Source organism: Thiocystis violascens DSM 198 (assembly GCF_000227745.2).
In the GTDB taxonomy this organism is placed as follows: domain Bacteria; phylum Pseudomonadota; class Gammaproteobacteria; order Chromatiales; family Chromatiaceae; genus Chromatium; species Chromatium violascens.
Window position 1 is genome coordinate 3,877,646 of the sequence record NC_018012.1, and the last position, 18,972, is coordinate 3,896,617.

Consider the following 18,972-nt stretch of genomic DNA (forward strand, 5'->3'; position numbering starts at 1 on the left):
TCCGCCATCGTAGGAGCCCGCTTGCGGGCGACATGACTTGCTGATCCGCCGCGATATGCAGCAGGAACTGGTGGCGCTGCAAAGCCGGCTGCAAAAGACCATCCTCTTCATCACCCACGATCTCGACGAGGCGCTCTTTCTCGGCAACCGCATCGTCCTGATGAAGGACGCAGGGCAATCGCATCAACGCATTAGCGCATACTGTTAGACAATCCGTACTGCGGCCCCAATGATTTGAGTCTTTAGAATCTTGGGGAGATCTCGCCGATGTGCGACTTGAGTGTGGAGCGATCGATTGCGCACCATTTTGCCCCGCTGGACGAGCCGCGCAGCGCGATCCAACGACGGCACCTCTTAAGTGAGATGATCGTGATCACCATCGCGGCGTCCTTCAGTGGCGCCGACGGTTGGGTGGGTGTCGAGACGTTCGGACAGGCCAAGGAGGCGTGGCTGCGCACGTTTCTGAAACTGCCCGCGGGCATTCCGTCGCACGACACCTTCGGGCGGGTGTTTGCGCTCATCGATCCCGCACAGTTTGCCGCCTGCTTTCGCCAATGGAGCGCGTCGGTGGCCGAACTGATCCCCGAAGAGATCATTGCCGTCGATGGCAAGACCCTGCGCCGCTCCCACAGCCGCGGCAAGGGCTTGGCGGCGTTGCACCTGGTCAGTGCCTGGGCGACGGCCAATCGGGTGGTGCTCGGACAGGTCGCCACCGACGCCAAATCCAATGAGATCACGGCCATTCCACGTCTGCTGGAGTGGCTGAAGCTGGAGGGCTGCATCGTCACCATCGACGCCATGGGCTGCCAGACCAAGATTGCCGCGCAGATCATCCACCAGGGAGGGGACTATGTGCTCGCGCTCAAAGGCAACCAGGAAACGCTGGCCGCCGAGGTCGAGGAGGCGTTCATCGACGCCGACGCCAGAGGCTACGCCGGTGTCGATTCGGCATTCCTCGAAACCGTCGAGCGAGGGCATGGTCGTCTCGAAACCCGTCGCTACCAAACCTTGGGCGATCTTTCCGGCGTGCCGCACAGCGCCTCGTGGGAGGCAATGAACATGATCGGCATGGTTGAATCGCGCCGTGAGGTCGCCGGCAAGGTCTCGGTCGAGACCCGCTATTTCATTGGCAGCATCGGCACCAGCGCCGCGCGCTTTGCCCACGCAGTACGCGGTCACTGGGGCATCGAAAACGGGTTGCATTGGAATCTCGATATCGCCTTTCGTGAGGATGAGTGCCGTGTCCGCGATCCGGTGGCGCGCGAGAATCTTGCCGTCCTGCGTCACCTCGCCCTCTCGCGCCTCAAGAATGACGGCACCAAGCTCGGCATCCAGAACAAACGCTTGAAAGCCGGTTGGGACGAGTCCTACCTGTCGAAATTGCTCTTCGAGTCGCCTCAGAGGAAGGGCGACGCTGATACATCGGTACCCGCTAATGTTAGCAGCGCTTGATGCGATTGCCCTGATGAAGGACGCCCGGATCGAGCAGGTCGGCACCGCCGAGGAGATTCTCTCGAATCCCGCCACTGCCTATGTCGAGCGCTTCGTCGCCGAGGTCGACAAGACCAAGCTCCTAACCGCCAGTGCGGCGATGCGCAAGACACGCATCGTCGCCTTCGTCAGCGACGGACCGCAGACCGTTCTGCGCAAGATGGAGGACGAGGTCAGCATCGGCGGCGCCCTGCGCGCCAACTATGTGCTCGGTAGCTACCAGGGGCTCGACAATGGCCGAATCGCGGCGGCAACGTCGAACTCGAAACCTTCCGCATCAATCTGGCGCTGGATTACAACAACGTCATCGGCAAGCTGGTATCCCGCCGGCGGCAGCGAGAAGTACAACTTCCTGCATACCGGCTGGCTCGGCTACCGCTTCGCCGACGACAGCGAAATTCAGGTGGGCGTCAACCGGGCGCCCTTCGGTCCCGACGCCTATGGCATCTCGCAGAGCGGGTTCTTCGACCAGCACTACGATGTCGGTCTGGCCGACGACATGGATCTCGGCATCAAATACAGCACCAGCATCGATAACTGGACACTGGATGTTGCCTATTACGCGGCCAGCGAGGGCAGTTATTTCGGGCGCAGCACTCGCCAGTGCCCGCTATAGCTACGATGCCGTGCGCTGGACCGAGTCGGTGGACGAGCATGGCAACGTCAGCTTCGGTGGCGCCAACAATGGCTATGACGAACGCAACCAGTTCAACGCCCGCGCGTTCCCACGGAGATCGGGGCCTCGCTGCAATACGGCCAACTCTAAGGGGTAACGCGTCGATGACGGCAGCCACTGGGCCACCTCCGCGCACATGGTCAATCGTCTCGACAACTGGACCCTGGCGACCCAGTTGACCAGCTACGAGTACGATATCGACAGCGACAACCCCTGGGGCATCGATACCCATGATTCCCATGGGCGCTTTCGATTTCGCCTGGCCGGTCGCCGCCAAGGCCTGCATCCCGACCGTGTCGCTGAGCGACAAGGTCGAGACGCCGCACATTCCCTGGTTCGACTCCGTGCTGCCCTATGTGGAGTACAGCAGCATCGTCAAGGACGAGGACGCATTCAACAACAGCGATATGTTCGTCGTCGGCGCGGCCTGGGCGCGTGGAGGCTGGAACATCTATAGCGATCTGGCCTATTCCAACGGCAACGACTTCGTCGGCAACGAGGCAGTGCATGGCGGGGTCGACAACTTTGGCGTCAATGGCAACGATGAGTGGAACTACCGGTTTAACCTGAATCTCGGTTATTACTTCTGATCGTTGGTTGCGCCTCCTCTTCCCGGAGGGGGCGCAGGCAGGGCCTGGGTCAAGGGCGACTCGCAAACGATCACCGTTGCCGCGTGCCTGCCAACGTCGCCCGCAAGCGGGCTCCTACTGCACGGACAAGGTCGGCAACCGAGGCATCAAGAACGATGCTGACACGACGAAGCGCCTCCACTCCTCGCGATCCGATTACACTATCCTTCGGTCGGACGCGGCGCCGAGTGCAACTCGGCGATCCCAGAAAAACGCTTCGCCGCCGCTGTCGATAAAGGGTCGATCGCTCACAACGGGATGCGCGTCAGTCCTCAAACTCAACCAACTCCATTCTCTTCCGGAGGACAACATGCAAAGACGTGATTTCCTGAAATCCGCGAGTGTCGGCGCCGTGGCGGCGGGTCTGGCGATGCCGGCCCGCGCCGCGACCGAATCCCCGGCGATCAAATGGCGCATGGCGTCGAGCTTCCCGAAAAGCCTGGACACCATCTACGGCGGTGCCGAGACGCTGGCCAAGCGGGTGGCCGAACTGACGGACGGACGCTTCGAGATTCGGGTCTTCGCGGGCGGCGAACTGGTGCCGGCCTTCGGCGTCCTGGATGCGGTACAGCAGAACACCATCGAGTGCGGTCACACCGCCTCCTATTATTACTACGGCAAGAACAAAGCGCTGGCGCTTGAAACCACCTGGCCGTTCGGGCTGAACACCCGCCAGATGACCGCCTGGGTCCATGAAGGCGGCGGGATGGAACTGCTGCGCGCCATGTTCGCGGAATACGGCATCGTCCAATTCCCCGGCGGCAGCACCGGCGCTCAGATGGGCGGCTGGTTTCGCAAGGAGATCAACACGCTCGCGGATCTTCAGGGGCTGAAGATCCGCATCCCTGGATTCGGCGCCGAGATCTTTTCGCGGATGGGCGCGGTGCCGCAGTCACTGCCCGGCGGCGAGATCTATCCGGCCCTGGAGCGCGGGGCCATCGATGCCGCCGAGTGGACCGTGCCTTACGACGACGAAAAGCTCGGTTTCCACAAAGTCGCCAAGTATTACTATTACCCTGGCTGGTGGGAGCCGGGCACCCATCTCGTCTTTTATGTCAACAAGGCGCAATGGGAGTCGCTGCCGACAAGCTATCGCGCCGCCTTCGAGGTCGCCTCCCGCGAGGCGCATCTGACGATGCTCGCCGCCTATGACGCCAAGAATCCCCCCGCACTGCAACGTCTGATGCGCGACGGCGCCGAGTTGCGACGCTTCCCGGACGATGTGCTGCTCAAGTCCTACGAGATCGCCCAGGAGATCTACGCGGAAGAATCCGCCCGAAATCCCACCTTCAAGACGCTCTACGAATCCATGCTCGCCTTTCAGCAGAGTTCCGATGCCTGGTGGAACGTCGCCGAATCCTCCATGGCAAACTTCATGCGAGCGGTGCAGCGGCGGAAATAGTCGGACGCGGGCTCGCCGACGGACGCTAGCATCAGGGCGCGCCATCGCCCGGCGGCGTTTCGAACAGCCCACCGAAATCGTCGTTGTCCAGCAGGCTGGAGCCTCCCTGATCCGGCAGCGTGACCTCCGCCGGGGTGAGTTTGGACGTGGGGCTATCCAGCCCCCAACTCACCAGTTGGGGGAAGGCGATGATGAGGATGACCATCAGCACCTGAAGTCCGAGAAAAGGAACCGCCCCCCAGTAGATGTCGGCGGTACGGATCTGGGGCGGGGCGACCGAGCGCAGATAGAAGAGCGCGAAACCGAAGGGCGGGTGCATGAAGCTGGTCTGCATGTTGACCGCGAGCAGCACCCCGAACCACACCAGATCGATCCCGAAGGCCGCCGCCACCGGCGCCAGTAGCGGCAGGACGATGAAGGCGATCTCGAAAAAATCGAGAAAGAAGGCCAGCAGAAAGACCAGCAGGTTGACGAAGACCAGAAACCCCAGCGCCCCGCCGGGGAGTCCGGTCAGCAGATGTTCCACCCAGAGATCCCCGTCCACGCCCCGGAAGGTGAGACTGAAAACGCTGGAGCCGATGAGGATGAAGACGACGAAACTGGTGATTTTGGCCGCGGTCGTCATCGACTGGCGCAGCATGTCGAGCGTGAGCCGGCCTTTCGCGGCGGCCAGCAGCAGCGCGCCCACCGCGCCCATGGCGCCGCCCTCGGTGGGCGTGGCCCAGCCGATGAAGATGGTTCCCAGCACCAGAAAGATGAGCGCCAGCGGCGGAATCAGTGCGATCGCCACCCGCCAGGCCAGCGCGCGGCCACGCAGGGTGCGGGCCTCGACCGGCAGGGCCGGGGCATACTGAGGCCGCCACAGTGTGATGCCGAAGACATAGAGCAGATAAAACCCAGTAAGCAGTAGTCCCGGCAGCAGCGCGCCCTTGTACATATCGCCCACGGAGCGCCCGAGCACGTCGGCCATGACGATCAGCACCAGCGATGGCGGGATGATTTGCGCCAGGGTGCCGCTGGCGGCGATGACCCCGGTCGCCAGCGGTTTGTGGTAGCCGTAGCGCAGCATGATGGGCAGCGAGATCAGCCCCATGGCGATCACCGAGGCGGCCACCACGCCGGTGGTCGCGGCCAGCAGCGCCCCGACGACGATGACCGCGTAGGCAAGTCCGCCGCGGATACCGCCGAAGATCTGCCCGACCGTCTCCAGCAGATCCTCGGCCATGCCGCTACGTTCCAGTACCAGCCCCATGAAGGTGAAGAAGGGGATGGCGAGCAGAATCTCGTTGCGCATGATGCCGAAGACGCGATCCGGCAGCGCCTGCAAGAGTGCCGGGGTGAGCATGCCGAGTTCGATCCCGATCAGGCCGAACAGCATGCCCACCGCCGCGAGCGAGAAGGCGACCGGATAGCCGATCAGCAGAAAGAGCACCAGCGCCGCGAACATGATGGGCGCCAGATTGGCGGCAAGCCAGGCTTCCATGTCAGTGACCTCCCTTGTGGTCCGGCAGCGGCCGGTGTCCGGTCAGGGCGGCGATGCCCTTGATAACCTCGGACAGTCCCTGCGCGCCGAGCAGGGCGAAACCGACCGGGATCGCCAGCTTCATCGGCCACCAGAGCAGTCCGCCGGGGTTCATGGATAATTCGTTCTGATGGAAGGAAATCAGAAAATAACCCCAGGCATCGACCACGATCAGCAGACAGACCGGCAGCAGAAACAGCAGCCCGCCAAGGATGTCGATCCCCACCCGCCAGCGCGGCGGCAGGCGGCCATAGAGAATATCCACCCGCACATGTCCCTGTTCCTGGAGCGTCCAGGGGGCGCACAGCAGGAACACCAGCCCGAACAGAAACCACTGCGCCTCGATCATGGCGTTCGAGCCCCAGTCCAGCAGATAACGCAGGGTCGCGGTCAGTGCGCTCAACAGCACGGTGGCGAGAATCAGCCAGACGGTGGCACGCCCAAGTCGGCGATTGAAGGTGTCGATAATGGCCGAGAGGCGCAGCAGCGTTTCCATTCGGAAGCCTCGCAAAGGTGTCGTTAGGCCGACCGTCCACCCCAAGGCAGCATCCGCTCCAGCGACCCGTCGCGGCGGACGTATTGATGCCAAAGCGCGGCGGCGACATGCAGACCGACCAACACGTAGAGGAAGATCTCCATGGGCTCGCCGTGAAGAATGTGCATCATGTCGTTGAGCCAGGGCGATTCACCGATGATCGATGGGATCGGGGTACCGAAGAACTCCGCCACGCGGCCCTTGGAAACGACTCGCAGGTAGCCAAAAATCGGGATCAGCAGCGTCGCGAGATTCAGCGCCAGATGCGTCAGCCTGGCGGCGGCGAGCGTCCACTGGGGACCATCGATCAGTGCCGGTTGCGGACTGATCCGAGTCCAGAGAATGCGTGCGATCGTCACCAGGAACAGCAGGATGCCAAGCGAGATGTGCAGCTTGATCGACGAGACGCGGAGGTCGGATGGATCGGGCGCGCCTTGATGCAGGGTATTGGTGACGATGAGACCGATGATCAGTGCCACCACCAGCCAGTGAAAAAGCTGGGACAGCAGATTGTAACGTTGCAAGGTCGGATTCTGGTTCATGACAGGATAGATTCACCGCAGTTTGAAAGGGCCTTTATGCTCGCACAGAAAGCGGCGGAACAGAACGACCCCACACAACGACGAAACGGCGTCTTGATCGCCAGGGCGCCACGGCAGATAGTAGCGGCCTGTCGTTGGCGAACGGATCGATCGACACCATGAGCGAACTTATGCCACCGCGACCGGACGGGGCACCACCGGAAATGACGCGACAAGCCGGCAATCCGCCCCGGTCGCCACGCACCTCCCCAAAGAGCGCGAACGCCCGCCCTAAACCCGTCGGGCACAAGCATGCCAAACGCGCGGCGCGGGCACGCTTGCCGAGATCCAAGCGCGCCCCGCCCGGCCTGGCCGCCGGCATCGAATATCATGAGCTGCTTCAGACCCCGCCCGACCATCCGGCACGGGTCTTCTGCACCGATTACAGCCCGGAGCGGATCCAGTCCCAGGAGGTCACCGACATCGCCGCCTTCCTTGCCGTCCACCGTCCGGCCTGGTCGCAGGTGCGCTGGATTCATGTCGAGGGGTTGCGGGATCAAGGCGTCATCCGCGCCATCGCCGAAAAATACCAACTGCATCCCCTGGCCATCGAAGATGTCCTCCATGCCGGCCATCGCCCGAAGCTGGAGGATTTCCCCGCCATCGGCGAACTGCCCGGCCGACTGTTCGTCATCGCGCGCAGTATCCGCTTGACCGAGGATCATCAGATGCTCGCCGAGCAGATCGGTTGCTTTCTTGGCCGCACCACGCTGTTGAGCTTCCAGCAGAATTCCAGTCCAGCCATCGACCAGATTCAGCGGCGGCTCGAAAATCCACTTTCGCGCGTGCGCCAACATGACGCCAGCTTCCTGCTCTACGCCCTGATCGACGCCCTGGTCGACTGCTTCTTCCCCGTGCTCGATGCAAGTTCCGAACGTCTGGAGACAGCCGAGGAGGATGTGCTGACCCAGCCGCAGATGCAGAGTCTGCACGCCATGCATCTTATCAAGCGGGATCTGGTCATGATCCGCCGCGCCGCCTGGCCGATGCGCGAGCTGGTGTCCCAGCTTCAGCGCGAGCGTCACGAGTGTCTCTCCGAGATCGCCCAGACCTATTTCCGGGATGTCCAGGACCACTGCGTCCAGATCATCGACCTGATCGAGACCTACCGCGAGATCGCCAGCGCGGTGACCGAAACTTATGTCTCGGTGGTCTCCAACCGCACCAACGACATCATGAAGGTACTGACCATCATCGGGACGATCTTCATCCCGCTGACCTTCCTGGCCGGCGTCTATGGCATGAACATGCCGATCCCCGAAAATGCCTGGCGGTTCAGCTACCCGGTCTTTTGGGCGGTTTGCCTAGTTATCGCCGGGTTCATGCTGTGGCGCTTCCGGCGCGGCGGCTGGCTTTAATGCCTGGGATTGCCGAGCGCGCCCCGGCGATTCTCAGGATCCGCTTCAGTCACGGGAGATCGATCCAGCATGGCCAACCCTGCCGCATCCGCCCATTCTCGCAACCAGGGCGTGGATTTTCTCCGCGCCATCTGCATTCTCTATGTCGTCGGCTACTGGCATCTGATCCCCTATACTACGGCCCTGCCGGGTTACGCCAACTGGTTTACCGAGGGACTGAAATACGCCGCGCTGGCGACATTCGTCTTCTGTTCCGGTTATCTGCTCGGGCGGCAGGCGATCACGCTCGATCCGCGCGGACTCTGGTCCTTCTACCGGCGCCGTCTGCTGCGCATCTATCCGCTCTATCTGCTGGCTCTGATCCTCTTTGGCGCGTTCGGCATCGCCAGTCAGAAGCAGGTCGTCGATGGCGCCCTGCTGGTCTCGATGTTCAGGCCGCCGGCGATGCCGACCCTGTGGTTCGTCACCATGATCATGGTGTTCTATCTGATCGCGCCTTTGCTGATCCGCTTCGCGCATCGGCCCGCGGTCACCGTCCTCATTGGCGGCGGGCTGCTGATGGCGCTCATCGTCCAGCATCTGTGGATCAGGCACCTCGACCTGCGCATTCTTCTGTATCTGCCGGTCTTCGTGCTGGGCATTCTCTACCAACGCCATGCGTCTCTCGGCACGCTGGCGAAACGGCACGAGTGGATCTTGCTCGGACTGCTGATCCTGCTGCTTCCGCTGAGCGTGACCGGCAACGAATGGTCGCTCCGGGGCACGTTTCTCCTCATGCCCCTGATCCTGGTCAGCGCACCGGCGCTCTTCTTGCTCGCCGATCGTATCGCCGACCGGCTCCATGGTCCGACCATCGAATTTCTCGCCTATGCGAGCTTCGGTCTCTATCTCTTTCATCGGCTAATCTTCAAGGCGGCGATCGCGGTTTTTTATCCGGCAACGGGGTGGGAGCAGGTGTTGTATCTCCTGATGGTGGCGCTGCCGCTCAGCCTCCTGATCGGATATGGTCTCCAGCGAGTTTATGACGGACTGGTTTCCCGCTTGAGCGCCGGACGTCGGATGTGAACCTCCGCTTGACGACCCAGCCGAACTGGCGCGAGACAAGGTGGGGAGGGAGCCGCCCGGGCGTTGACTTGCTGAACGGAAATTCGGTTTTGCGCAAGAAACGCGATCGAGCGCCGGGCGTCATCTTTTGTTCATTTATCGCTGCGATACTGCAACGCCTTACACTCAATCCGAGACGCGCCCTTCCTTCCACTCCTCGTTGCCGGAGGAATTCCATGCTCACAGGCGTTTTGCGGTTTCCCATTGCCGTCGCCGGGACGGTGTCTTTTCTGGTACTGATCTCTCTGTCCGTCAGCGCGGCCGACCAGGAAAATGTCTGTCTCCCCGCCGCGAATCAGGCGCTGGTCCGCTTTACCTATGGATCGGAAAAACAGCCCTGGATCCACGAGGTCACCGAAACCTTCAATCGCCAGGCCCAGAAGACCGCCTCCGGCAAGACCATCTGCGTCAATGCCGTACCCAAGGGATCGGGCGACAGCGTCAACGAGATCAAAAACGGCCAGGCCGGCCCCGGCGAGGTCCACGCGACCAGTCCCGCCTCCGATCTCTATGTGAATCTGATCAACCATGAATTCACCGAAGAGCAGGGAAAGGATCTGCTCAAGGTGGAAGGTTTTCTGGTCTCCTCTCCGGTCGTGATCGCCGCCTGGGAGCCGGTGCTCGCGCGACTCGGCCCGCCGGATCAAATCGGTTGGTCCGAGATCTTCAAGCGTTCCGGCGATGGCGGATTCCGCTACGGCCAGACGAGTCCGGAACAGTCCAACAGCGGGCTCTCGGCGCTGGTGGCGCAGTTCTACGCGGGCGCGGCAAACGAGGCCGGGCGTCCGGTGCCCCGTCTTTCGCTCGCTAGGATCGAGGATCCCAAGGTGCGTGAGTTCGTCGCCAAGGTTCACGAGAGCGTCATCCACTATGGCCGGTCGACGGGCTTCTACGCCGAAAAAATGCGCTCGGGCGGTCCCGAGTATGCGGATACCGTGGTCATCTACGAGAGCGATGTCATCCAGGCCAACAACCATATCCGCGATCAGGGCCTGAAATATCCGAAGCTCGTGGCCATCTATCCCAGAGAAGGCACCTTTGCCACCAATCATCCCTTCACGATCGTCAAGCGCGATTGGGTGGACGCGGACGAGGAGGACGGCGCCAAGCGGTATTTCGCGTATCTGATGGCCCCGGAGACTCAGGCCAAGGCACTGCAATACGGCTTCCGCCCAAGCGTGCCGCTGGATATCGATCCCAAGGTGTACGGGATCGTCTGGAATCCGGACAATGGCGTGCAACCCTTCGACACCGTCCACCGTTTTCTTGCCACCCCGGGCGGCAATGTGATCCAGGCGATCCGGGATGCCTTCCGCGCCATCAAGAACCACTCCCATGTGGTGCTGGTGATCGACCGCTCCGGGAGCATGGACGCCAGACTCTTCGACACGGAACGCGGCATGGAGCGCTCGCGTATGGAGATGGCGGTGGAAAGCGCCAATCTGCTTGCCCAGACGCTCCAGGACAAGGATCGTCTCTCGCTGCTCTTCTACGATTACAAGGTCCAGTATTCCGATCTGACGCCCAAGGGGCAGCCGCTCGCGATGGACGCGGCCGGAAAAGAGCGGCTCGCCGAAACGCTCGCCAAGGTGCGACCCGCCGGTGGAACCGCGATGCGCTCGGCAATCGAAACCGCCTGGCGCGATCTCTGCGAGACCATCAAGAAAAACCCCTCTGACCGCGCGATCCGGCTCATGGTGGTCTTGACCGATGGCGTCGACAATGCCTCCAAGATCTCGGACGCGGATCTGATCCAGCGAATCGGCTTTGCTCTGCCGGATGGGCATGGCGGTTATCTCGGTGATGCCGCCTGCAAGATTCCGGTCTTTGGCATCGCCTTCGGCGGAGAGGCGGACGATTCCTCGCTCAAGGCCATCGGCAACGCGGCGGGTGGTGAGACGCGGCGGGGCGATTCTGCGGAGATTCGGGAAATTTTCAAGCGTTTCAGTGATCTTCTTTAAACCGCGTCCAGAGTGATATGCATCATTTTCATTTAGTGTTTAACTTCGAGGATTTCTGCGGCATCGGTGGAAACGCGGTTTAAAACGCGTGGGAGCGGAAAAATCCTAGACAACCAGTACCATGCGGGTGGCGGCCCGCCGCCGACGCCCATTTTCTCATGAGCGCCCTAAAGCCTGGAGGCCACGACATGTTGCCTGCCCTGCATCCTTCCCGGATCGAAAACCCGGCCGGGTTTCGTCATGCCCCGTTTGCCCGTCTCATCTTCCCTGTCTTGTTCCTGATCGGCGGACTGTTCGCAACGCCCATGCTCCCGGCAGCCGAGAAGCTGTTCGACTTCGGCGATCTCAACGTGGATCTCTCAAAGGTCCAGGCCAAGCCCGGAGCGGCCGAGGCGGCCAAGCAATCTCCGGCCCAGCAGATGCCGAGCACCCCCGAGAGTCCCGCGCCAGCGGTGCTGCCCCGCGACGGCCAGGAATCCATCGGCGAGACGGTTCGCTCCCAGGCGATCAAGGTCAAGACGGTCGAGGTGCCTGCGGGCAAGACCGCGCAGCAGGCCATCGTCTATCCAGTGCCCGAGAATCGCTCGGTGATCGAGGTCAAGATCGCGGCGGGTTCGGAGAAAAAAGACTGGCTAGAGGAAGCGGCGCGCCGTTTCATGGCGGATCCCGCCCTGCGCCAACTGGACGGTAAACCCATCCGGCTAGTGATCGATAAGATCGGCTCCACGGAGTCCGCCAGTCTGCTGATCGAGGGCAAGACCCTGCATGGGGGGCGGAACGAATACCAGGTCTGGGCGCCCGCCTCCAGCATCTTCCGGGGCCTGGTGGAGGATGCCTTCACCGGCGGCAAACTCTTCGAAACCGACGAATCGATTGCCCGCAGCCCCATGGTCTTCGTCACCTGGGAGCCGGTCCAGCAGGCCATCGACCAGAAGATCCAGAAGTCGATGAGCTTCGACACCATCACCGAGCTGTTTTCCAGGGAACTGGGCGGCGAGACCATCGACCCCAATGGACGCAACTTTCAGTTCGGCTTCACCCGGCCTCGGGACTCCAACAGCGGTGCCGTTGCCCTGATCGCCATGGCCTATGAGTTCTTCGCCAAGGATCGCGGCCGTTACAGAATCCGGCTGGAAGATCTACAGAACCCCGACTTCCAGGCCTATCTTGCCTTTATCAAATATATGTCGGATCAGACCAAGGACAGCACCGGCAAGCTCGCCGAACCGATGATGCAGGCGGGCTATGGCGGACAGCCGCTCTCCTCGGTCTATGTCTACGAAAATCTGGGCGTGAAGCTCGCGTTCATTCGCCGGGTCAACGACCCCAATGGAGCCAGGCCCATCATTCGTTACCCCAAGTACAATCTCATTTCTGATCACCCCTATTACACGCTTCGGCACGGCAATTCCAGGGAGCAGGTCGAGGCGGCACGCCGCTTCAAGGACTACCTGCTGACCCGCGACATTCAGCTTCTGGCATTGCAGCGCGAGGGCTTCCGCCCGGTCAGCACCGAGATTTCCAATCAGGAGATGAGCGAGGTGCTAGGAGATTTCGTTGATGCCCACGGGCTGGTTCCGGACCTGATCAAGGCTTCGCAGATCCTCATTCCAGCCCAGAGCGGCGAGGTCATCATGGCGCTCATCCGTACCTATCAGGAGTTGGGGGATCCGGTCGGGCCGAATTTCTGACGAGCGTTGCGCCGCTTGCTTCCAGCCATCCGCTGGAGCATCGGCGAACGCGGTGCCGGGACAGGGAACCGTGGCTGGAATCGCTTATTCAAACATCAATCGTTTCAACCGCGTTCGCTCCAAAGGTCACGAATTTCCGCCAGGATCGGGAACCTTCGAAATGACCCTGGATCGTTCCGGACGCGATCACATTCTGGAGACTTTCATGATCGACAAGCGCCCGCTGAAATCCACCTTGTTTGCCGGTTTGTTCGCACTGCTCGCGACCGCGCCCATGCTCCAGGCCGCTGGCTTCGGCGATTTTCTCAAGCAGATGGGAGGCTTTTCCTTTGGCGGAACCGAATTCGATCCCCAGGAGATGGCAGGCAACCAGAAAAACTGGGCCGATCGCGAGCGTTGGGTCAAGGAGGCGCTGGATCACGCCTATCAGGCGCTGGCGCGTTCGGATACCGATGTGAATCTGTTCGACTTCCAGAACTATTACAACGTCCTGGGTATTCAATGGAACCCTGAGTATCTCACCGACCCCGCCAATATCGGTAACCTCAACGCCTATGCCACCTTCACCGAGTATCTCTCGCGTTATCTCAAGGTGAAACAGGATCTGATCACCAAGCTCGCCGAGTTGAACCGGCACTATGCCGTGCTGAAACAGGTGGATCCGCGCCAACTGACAGGGCCATTCCAACTCAACACGGGCGCCCAGCCCCAATCCTATACGCAACAGGCCGCCAGTTCGGTGGACGCCACCGCTCACCAGGCCGCACTCGCCACCTCTGCCGGCGCGGTGGAGAAATACACCGCCGAGCTCAACCGGGCCATCGACTATGGGATCAAACTGGAGAGCCACTTCAAGCAGGCCGCCGGTATTCCTTAGAGGGTGTAGACAAAATCAAACCGTTGTGGTCAACCGCCGCAGCAGGATGCGCGCCTCCGCCAGCCAAACCCAGGTTTCGGAGACCGCTGGCAGACGGTCATGATGCATGATCAATCGACGGGCACGCTCATTCCACGCATGGGTGCGCTCGACAACCCAGCGCTTCGGCAGCGGAACGAAGCCGTCGGCGTTGGCGATCACCACTCGGTCAGGCGCCCCGTCCACGTGCCAGGAGCCAACGCTTTTGTTGGCTGGATGGCGCACGACTTCCACGCGGATCGCGTGGGTCTGCTCGGTGGTTTGGGCAAATTGACCGGCGTAGGCGCTATCGACAAACAGCGTGTTGATCTGGGGGTACTTGGCGGCCGCGTCAGCGACGGCGCCCCGAGGCGGCATCGCGGTTCCTGAAGATGGGCCGCGACCACGCTCACCGCCAACACAAACCCCAAGGTATCGACCACCAGGGCTGCGCTTGCGCCCCTTGACCTGCTTGCCCGCATCAAAGCCGCTCGGTCCACCCTGCGGCGAGCCGCGGGTCGATTGCGCATCCAGCACCGCCGCCGTCGGCGCGATCTCACGCCCCTCGCGTTCGCGCCATTGCCCCCGCAGTCGATCATGCATCTGCTCAAACTTCCCAGCCGCACTCCAACGGCGAAACGTCTTGTAGACATTCTGCCAAGGCGCGAAATCGTGCGGCAGCATCCGCCACGCGCACCCCGTGCGCACCACGTAGCAACACGCCTCCAGGATGCTCCGGCGCGACACGCGGGGCGGTTGACCCCGCCCGCCCGGCATCTCAAAGAGAGCGGCGACCAAGTCCCACTCCGCATCGGTCAGACAACTTGGGTAGCTTTGGTCGGGGTCGTGGCGACGATGCGCATCCGTATACCCATACCGACGCGGCGTTGCGCGCGCTTGCGCCTCGAGACCACTCTCGCCCCGGAGGCGCGTGACGCCCGCCTCCCGCAAGGACTTGCGAATCGTTGCTTCATGAGCCTCGATTCCCGTCCGTGCCGCGAGTTCCCGGGCAATCTCTGACAGCGTGGAGGTCGGGCGATCCGTGACAATTTGACGCAATACCGCTTGCTCCGCCTCGTGAATCTTGGGGGGACGACCAGCTTTCGACATCAGCGCACACCAGCTCAGTTGTAGACTGGTATACAAATAGCAGCTCAATTATTTTTGTCTACACCCTCTTAGGAACGATTCGGAAATTTCCAGCAGTTCTCATTTTGGCGTCATCCGCCATCGTAGGAGCCCGCTTGCGGGCGACATGACCTGCCAGTCGCCTTTGCGTTTGCCAAACCCCGTCGCCCGCAAGCAAACCCGCAAGTCCGCAGCCCGCCCGCAAGCGGGTTCCTACGTCAACATGAGAATTGCTGGGCAATTCCGCCCGGCTTGAGACATCCCCGCCCGCGGCGTATCCTCGCCCCCCTCGTATCGTGACACGCGGTGGCTGCCCATCCACGCTTCAGCGTTCGCGCACATCCCGACGGCTTCCCCCGACTCTGGCCCCTTATGGCGTCTTCCATGACTCAGCCCGCCACCGCCTACCATTCCTGGCGCGAATCGCTTGTCTCGCTGCGTCATCCCCGCGTGATCTCCATGCTCTTTCTCGGTTTCTCGGCCGGGATTCCGCTGCTTCTGATCTTTTCCTCGCTCTCGCTGTGGCTGCGCGAGGCCGGCATCGAGCGCAACGCGGTGACCTTTTTCAGTTGGGCGGCGCTGGCCTTCTCGTTCAAGTTCGTCTGGGCGCCCCTGATCGACCGCCTGCCGGTGCCTTTTCTCACCCGCTGGTTCGGTCGGCGCCGTGCCTGGCTGCTGGTTGCGCAGACATCCATCATCGCCGCCATCCTGTTCATGGCCCTGACGGATCCCTCGACGGGTGCCGATAGCCTGACGCGGATGGCGCTGGCCGCCGTGCTGCTCGGCTTTTCGGCGGCGACCCAGGATATCGTGATCGATGCCTACCGGATCGAATCCGCCGCGCCGCGACTCCAGGCGCTGATGTCGTCCACCTATATCGCCGGTTATCGCATCGGTATGGTGGTGGCGGGTGCCGGCGCGCTCTATCTGGCGGATCTCTTCGGGTCGGATGCCGGCGCCTACAACTACGGGGCGTGGCGGATGACCTATTTCGTCATGGCGAGCACCATGCTGGTCGGGCTGATCACGACCCTGACGATCCGCGAACCCGAAACCGACCGTTCCGCCGACCTTCACTACGCCCCCACGGATTATCTGCGTCTGCTGGCGGTCTTCGCCGTCACGGCCGCGACCTTCGCGATGGTCTTTTTTCTGGGCGACGCGCCTTTTACCGGCTTGAAGACGGCTGCGGGCGGCGGGGTTCTGACCGGCTTTCTGCTGGAGATGCTGCATTTCGCGCTGGCGGTGAGCGCGGGCGTCCTGATCGGCTGGATGCTGGTGAAACTGGGCGCCATCAACCGGGTCATGGCGCGCGAGACCTGGGTCGAGCCCGCGCTGGATTTCTTCCGTCGCTATGGCCTGAAAACCGCGCTCCTGCTGCTGGCCCTGATCGGGCTTTATCGCATCTCGGATATCGTGCTCGGGGTCATTTCCAACGTCTTCTATCAGGATCTGGGATTCACCAAGTCCCAAATCGCCACCGCGGTCAAAACCTTTGGCGTCTTCGTCAGCATCGCCGGCGGACTGCTCGGCGGATTGCTGGCGACCCGCTACGGCGTGATGCGCATCCTGATGGTCGGCGCCATTCTGTCGTCAGCGGCGCAGCTCATCTTTATCGCGCTGGCGAATGCCGGCGCCAATCTGGTGCTGCTGTATATCGCGGTGGGTGCGGACAATCTGGTCGCCGGGCTGGCGAGCGCCGCCTTTGTCGCCTTCCTGTCGAGCCTGACCAGCGTCTCCTTCACCGCCGTGCAATACGCCATTTTCAGCTCGCTCATGACCCTGCTGCCCAAACTGCTGGGCGGCTACTCGGGCACCATCGTCAACGGCATCGGCTATCCGGGGTTCTTTATCTTCACCAGTCTGATCGGTATCCCGGTCATCGGTCTGGTCTGGCTGGCGGGCAAACGCCTGGCGATCGCCGACCGGGCGCGGATGGCGAGCGGTGCGAAAAACTGATCACGGTTGAGGCTAGCACAAAGGAATTTGATCACCCACCATTGCGCTAGCCGATTGCGTGCGAACCGCGCGAGCGCCTATACTGAGTAAGCCGCTCGTCGGCACCGAAGAAAAACGGGCTTCTCGTCTCGCCCCCAGGGATATACCTTCAGACGATGGGCTCGCAATCCATCAAGACGGCCGTTCGGTCGGATTCGCGGTCTTCGCGGCTCCACTCCTCCGGTGGTTAGAGTCGATAAAAGGTTTATCGCGGAGCATTCTTTCCGCAACCCCTCGGGTCAAGACGCGCACTCAGGCCACGGGCCGTGCTGAACTCATTGGCGCGCATTCCTCCGGTCGGCTGCGTTCGACGTGAACGTCTGTCCTTAACGTCTCCATAATCATTCGAGAGTGTAACGACAATGATGAAAGCCATGAAAATTGCCGGTCTTGCAGCGGTCGTCGGTCTGGCCAGCGCCTCCTTTACCGCGAGCGCCTGGTGGGGCGGCCCCGGTGGCTACGGGAACGACGGCCGTGGTTACGGCAACGGCATGATGGACAACATGGGCGACATGTTCGGTGACGGCACCGGCGACTTCAACATGAACATGAGCGGCAGCGGTCGCAGTCAGGGTCGTGGCTACGGTCGCGGCTATGGCCGTGGCGATGGTTATGGCAGCGGTTATGGCGCGCCTTATGGTTACGGCGCTCCCTATGGCTACGGCGGCCCAGGCTATGGCGCTCCTGGCTATGGTGCTCCCTATGGCTACGGCGCGCCCTACGGCGCCATGCCTCCGCAGATGCCTGTTCAGCCTCCCCAGGCCGCGCCAGCTCAATAAGACCTTGTCCTTGAGCCGGTTCGTATAGATGCTTGCGGACACCCCGGAGACGGGGTGTACCGCTGGCCAGTATCAAGCGCATCGCTCGTTGATTGAAATCCGTCAAGATCGCGATCTCTCCGCCCTGCCTCCGCTTTACCGTCGATCAACCTTTGATCGGACCAAATCCCCAACCCGCGATTCGCGTCGGTTTTTTCCGAATCGACGTCCAGCATTTTAACGCCCGGCTTTGACGAACAGGACGGTTTGCCGCCCCGCCTTTCCCGAACCGAGCGAATACCGGATCCCGCGCCATATTCGCGGCGTGTTTCCCCTCCGCATGCCGGATCCCGCGTGCACAGAGATGCATTTATCGCGATAATTGATCGAGCATAAAAATGATCGATCAGAATCGAGTCCGCATCGTTGGACTTTCATGCGAAACAACGCGAGGCATTCCATGACCGACAAGCATCTGTACCTGTCCCTGATCCCGCAGGCACTCATCGCGTCCATGTTGAAGCCGGAGGAATTCGGCAGCTATTACGCGGTAGGAACCAAGGTTCACGTGCAGGGCGAGGCGATCTTTTTCGAGGTCGATCCCAGCTTTCGCTCGGATGATTTCCCCTTCCAACTCGCCGACGAACGCTGCGTCCCGAAGCCGGACGGCTCGCCCAAGAACTCGGTCTATCTCTCGATCTACCGAGTGTTGTCGCGGGTTCCGGTCGCCGCGCTCGGCAACCTCTATCTCGTGACCAACGACGGTAAAACGCTTGAGCTGCAACGCGAGGAATACCAACCGCATCCAAGCGAGCGTCTCCATCTCTATCAGGAGTTCTGCCCGATCACGCCGATGGTCGCCAGCCGGCTGGAGCCGCATGAATTTTCCGATTTCATCACGAATCCGACCAATCCTGTCCATGTTCCTCGGATCGTTTTCTCCGAGCTGAATCTCGGGGAACTGGCGGACAATCCCGAGCACGGCTCAACCGATGACATCCCCTATTCGAACATCGACCATCTGCGCGACGTTCTCCTCGAATTGACGAACAATCACGGCAAGCCCAGCAAACTGGTGCTGAAGCAGGTCAAGGAGGGCGTGATCTATCGCATGGTGCAAGGCGGCTTCTATGTCGGCGACCAGAACGACTTCGCTTATTATCGCTTCCCAGATCTGGCGGAACTCGAAGACCGGTATCGCGGCTGGTGGCGTTCCGCGCAGGTCACGGGGCTCGAATAAAGC

General features: G+C 61.6%; 16 protein-coding genes and 1 pseudogene. 13 read left to right on the plus strand and 4 right to left on the minus strand.

Annotated elements, in window-relative coordinates:
* Positions 1–34 precede the first annotated feature (34 nt).
* From THIVI_RS24840 to THIVI_RS17220, 5 genes and pseudogenes are all read left to right on the plus strand, one after another.
* A pseudogene (locus THIVI_RS24840) lies at positions 35–172 on the plus strand (glycine/betaine ABC transporter ATP-binding protein); the annotation flags it as partial.
* A 95-nt stretch (positions 173–267) separates the two neighbouring features.
* Positions 268–1,452 (plus strand): ISAs1 family transposase, encoded by a 1,185-nt coding sequence (locus THIVI_RS17210; RefSeq protein ID WP_014776993.1) that lies wholly within the window; start codon positions 268–270, stop codon positions 1,450–1,452.
* Entirely contained in the window at positions 1,436–2,107 is a 672-nt protein-coding gene (locus THIVI_RS25875) for a hypothetical protein (RefSeq protein ID WP_245537299.1), read from the plus strand. The genes THIVI_RS17210 and THIVI_RS25875 overlap by 17 nt, the downstream gene beginning before the upstream one ends.
* Before the next feature lie 299 nt (positions 2,108–2,406).
* A complete protein-coding gene (locus THIVI_RS25880; protein WP_052315060.1) occupies positions 2,407–2,757 on the plus strand; it encodes a hypothetical protein in 351 nt (116 codons plus the stop codon).
* Positions 2,758–3,106: 349 nt separating this feature from the next.
* A complete protein-coding gene (locus tag THIVI_RS17220; protein ID WP_014779814.1) occupies positions 3,107–4,198 on the plus strand; it encodes a TRAP transporter substrate-binding protein in 1,092 nt (363 codons plus the stop codon).
* Positions 4,199–4,229: 31 nt separating this feature from the next.
* On the opposite strand, the gene THIVI_RS17225 is transcribed toward THIVI_RS17220, so the two are convergent.
* Genes THIVI_RS17225 through THIVI_RS17235 form a run of 3 tightly spaced genes read right to left on the minus strand, consistent with a single transcriptional unit; the run spans position 4,230 to position 6,797 of the window.
* Positions 4,230–5,681 (minus strand): TRAP transporter large permease, encoded by a 1,452-nt coding sequence (locus THIVI_RS17225; protein ID WP_014779815.1) that lies wholly within the window; start codon positions 5,679–5,681, stop codon positions 4,230–4,232.
* A 1-nt stretch (position 5,682) separates the two neighbouring features.
* Complete coding sequence (locus THIVI_RS17230) at positions 5,683–6,216, minus strand: TRAP transporter small permease subunit (RefSeq protein ID WP_014779816.1); 534 nt, start codon at positions 6,214–6,216, stop codon at positions 5,683–5,685.
* 23 nt (positions 6,217–6,239) lie between these two features.
* Entirely contained in the window at positions 6,240–6,797 is a 558-nt protein-coding gene (locus THIVI_RS17235) for a cytochrome b (protein ID WP_014779817.1), read from the minus strand.
* A gap of 317 nt (positions 6,798–7,114) precedes the next feature.
* On the opposite strand from THIVI_RS17235, the gene corA reads away from it, so the two are divergent.
* The 5 genes from corA to THIVI_RS17260 all read left to right on the plus strand — a co-directional run bounded on the left by corA (position 7,115) and on the right by THIVI_RS17260 (position 13,827).
* Positions 7,115–8,194, plus strand: a complete 1,080-nt coding sequence (corA, locus tag THIVI_RS17240; RefSeq protein ID WP_245537300.1) for a magnesium/cobalt transporter CorA — start codon at positions 7,115–7,117, stop codon at positions 8,192–8,194.
* A 69-nt stretch (positions 8,195–8,263) separates the two neighbouring features.
* Positions 8,264–9,259, plus strand: coding sequence for an acyltransferase family protein (locus tag THIVI_RS17245; protein ID WP_014779819.1), 996 nt, complete (start codon positions 8,264–8,266; stop codon positions 9,257–9,259).
* Positions 9,260–9,474: 215 nt separating this feature from the next.
* Positions 9,475–11,259 (plus strand): substrate-binding domain-containing protein, encoded by a 1,785-nt coding sequence (locus tag THIVI_RS17250; protein ID WP_014779820.1) that lies wholly within the window; start codon positions 9,475–9,477, stop codon positions 11,257–11,259.
* Positions 11,260–11,447: 188 nt separating this feature from the next.
* Positions 11,448–12,950 (plus strand): substrate-binding domain-containing protein, encoded by a 1,503-nt coding sequence (locus THIVI_RS17255; protein WP_014779821.1) that lies wholly within the window; start codon positions 11,448–11,450, stop codon positions 12,948–12,950.
* Between the two features lie 205 nt (positions 12,951–13,155).
* Positions 13,156–13,827 carry a hypothetical protein gene (locus THIVI_RS17260; RefSeq protein WP_041447716.1) on the plus strand — a complete coding sequence of 224 codons (672 nt, stop codon included), beginning with the start codon at positions 13,156–13,158 and terminating at the stop codon, positions 13,825–13,827.
* A 15-nt stretch (positions 13,828–13,842) separates the two neighbouring features.
* Here THIVI_RS17260 and THIVI_RS17265 read toward each other — a convergent pair whose 3' ends face one another.
* Entirely contained in the window at positions 13,843–14,955 is a 1,113-nt protein-coding gene (locus tag THIVI_RS17265; protein WP_245537301.1) for an IS5 family transposase, read from the minus strand.
* A 402-nt stretch (positions 14,956–15,357) separates the two neighbouring features.
* On the opposite strand from THIVI_RS17265, the gene THIVI_RS17270 reads away from it, so the two are divergent.
* From THIVI_RS17270 to THIVI_RS17280, 3 genes are all read left to right on the plus strand, one after another.
* Positions 15,358–16,932 (plus strand): AmpG family muropeptide MFS transporter, encoded by a 1,575-nt coding sequence (locus tag THIVI_RS17270; protein WP_014779824.1) that lies wholly within the window; start codon positions 15,358–15,360, stop codon positions 16,930–16,932.
* A gap of 401 nt (positions 16,933–17,333) precedes the next feature.
* Positions 17,334–17,750 carry a sulfur globule family protein gene (locus THIVI_RS17275; RefSeq protein ID WP_014779825.1) on the plus strand — a complete coding sequence of 139 codons (417 nt, stop codon included), beginning with the start codon at positions 17,334–17,336 and terminating at the stop codon, positions 17,748–17,750.
* Between the two features lie 439 nt (positions 17,751–18,189).
* Positions 18,190–18,969, plus strand: coding sequence for a hypothetical protein (locus tag THIVI_RS17280; RefSeq protein WP_014779826.1), 780 nt, complete (start codon positions 18,190–18,192; stop codon positions 18,967–18,969).
* The last annotated feature ends 3 nt before the right edge of the window (positions 18,970–18,972 follow it).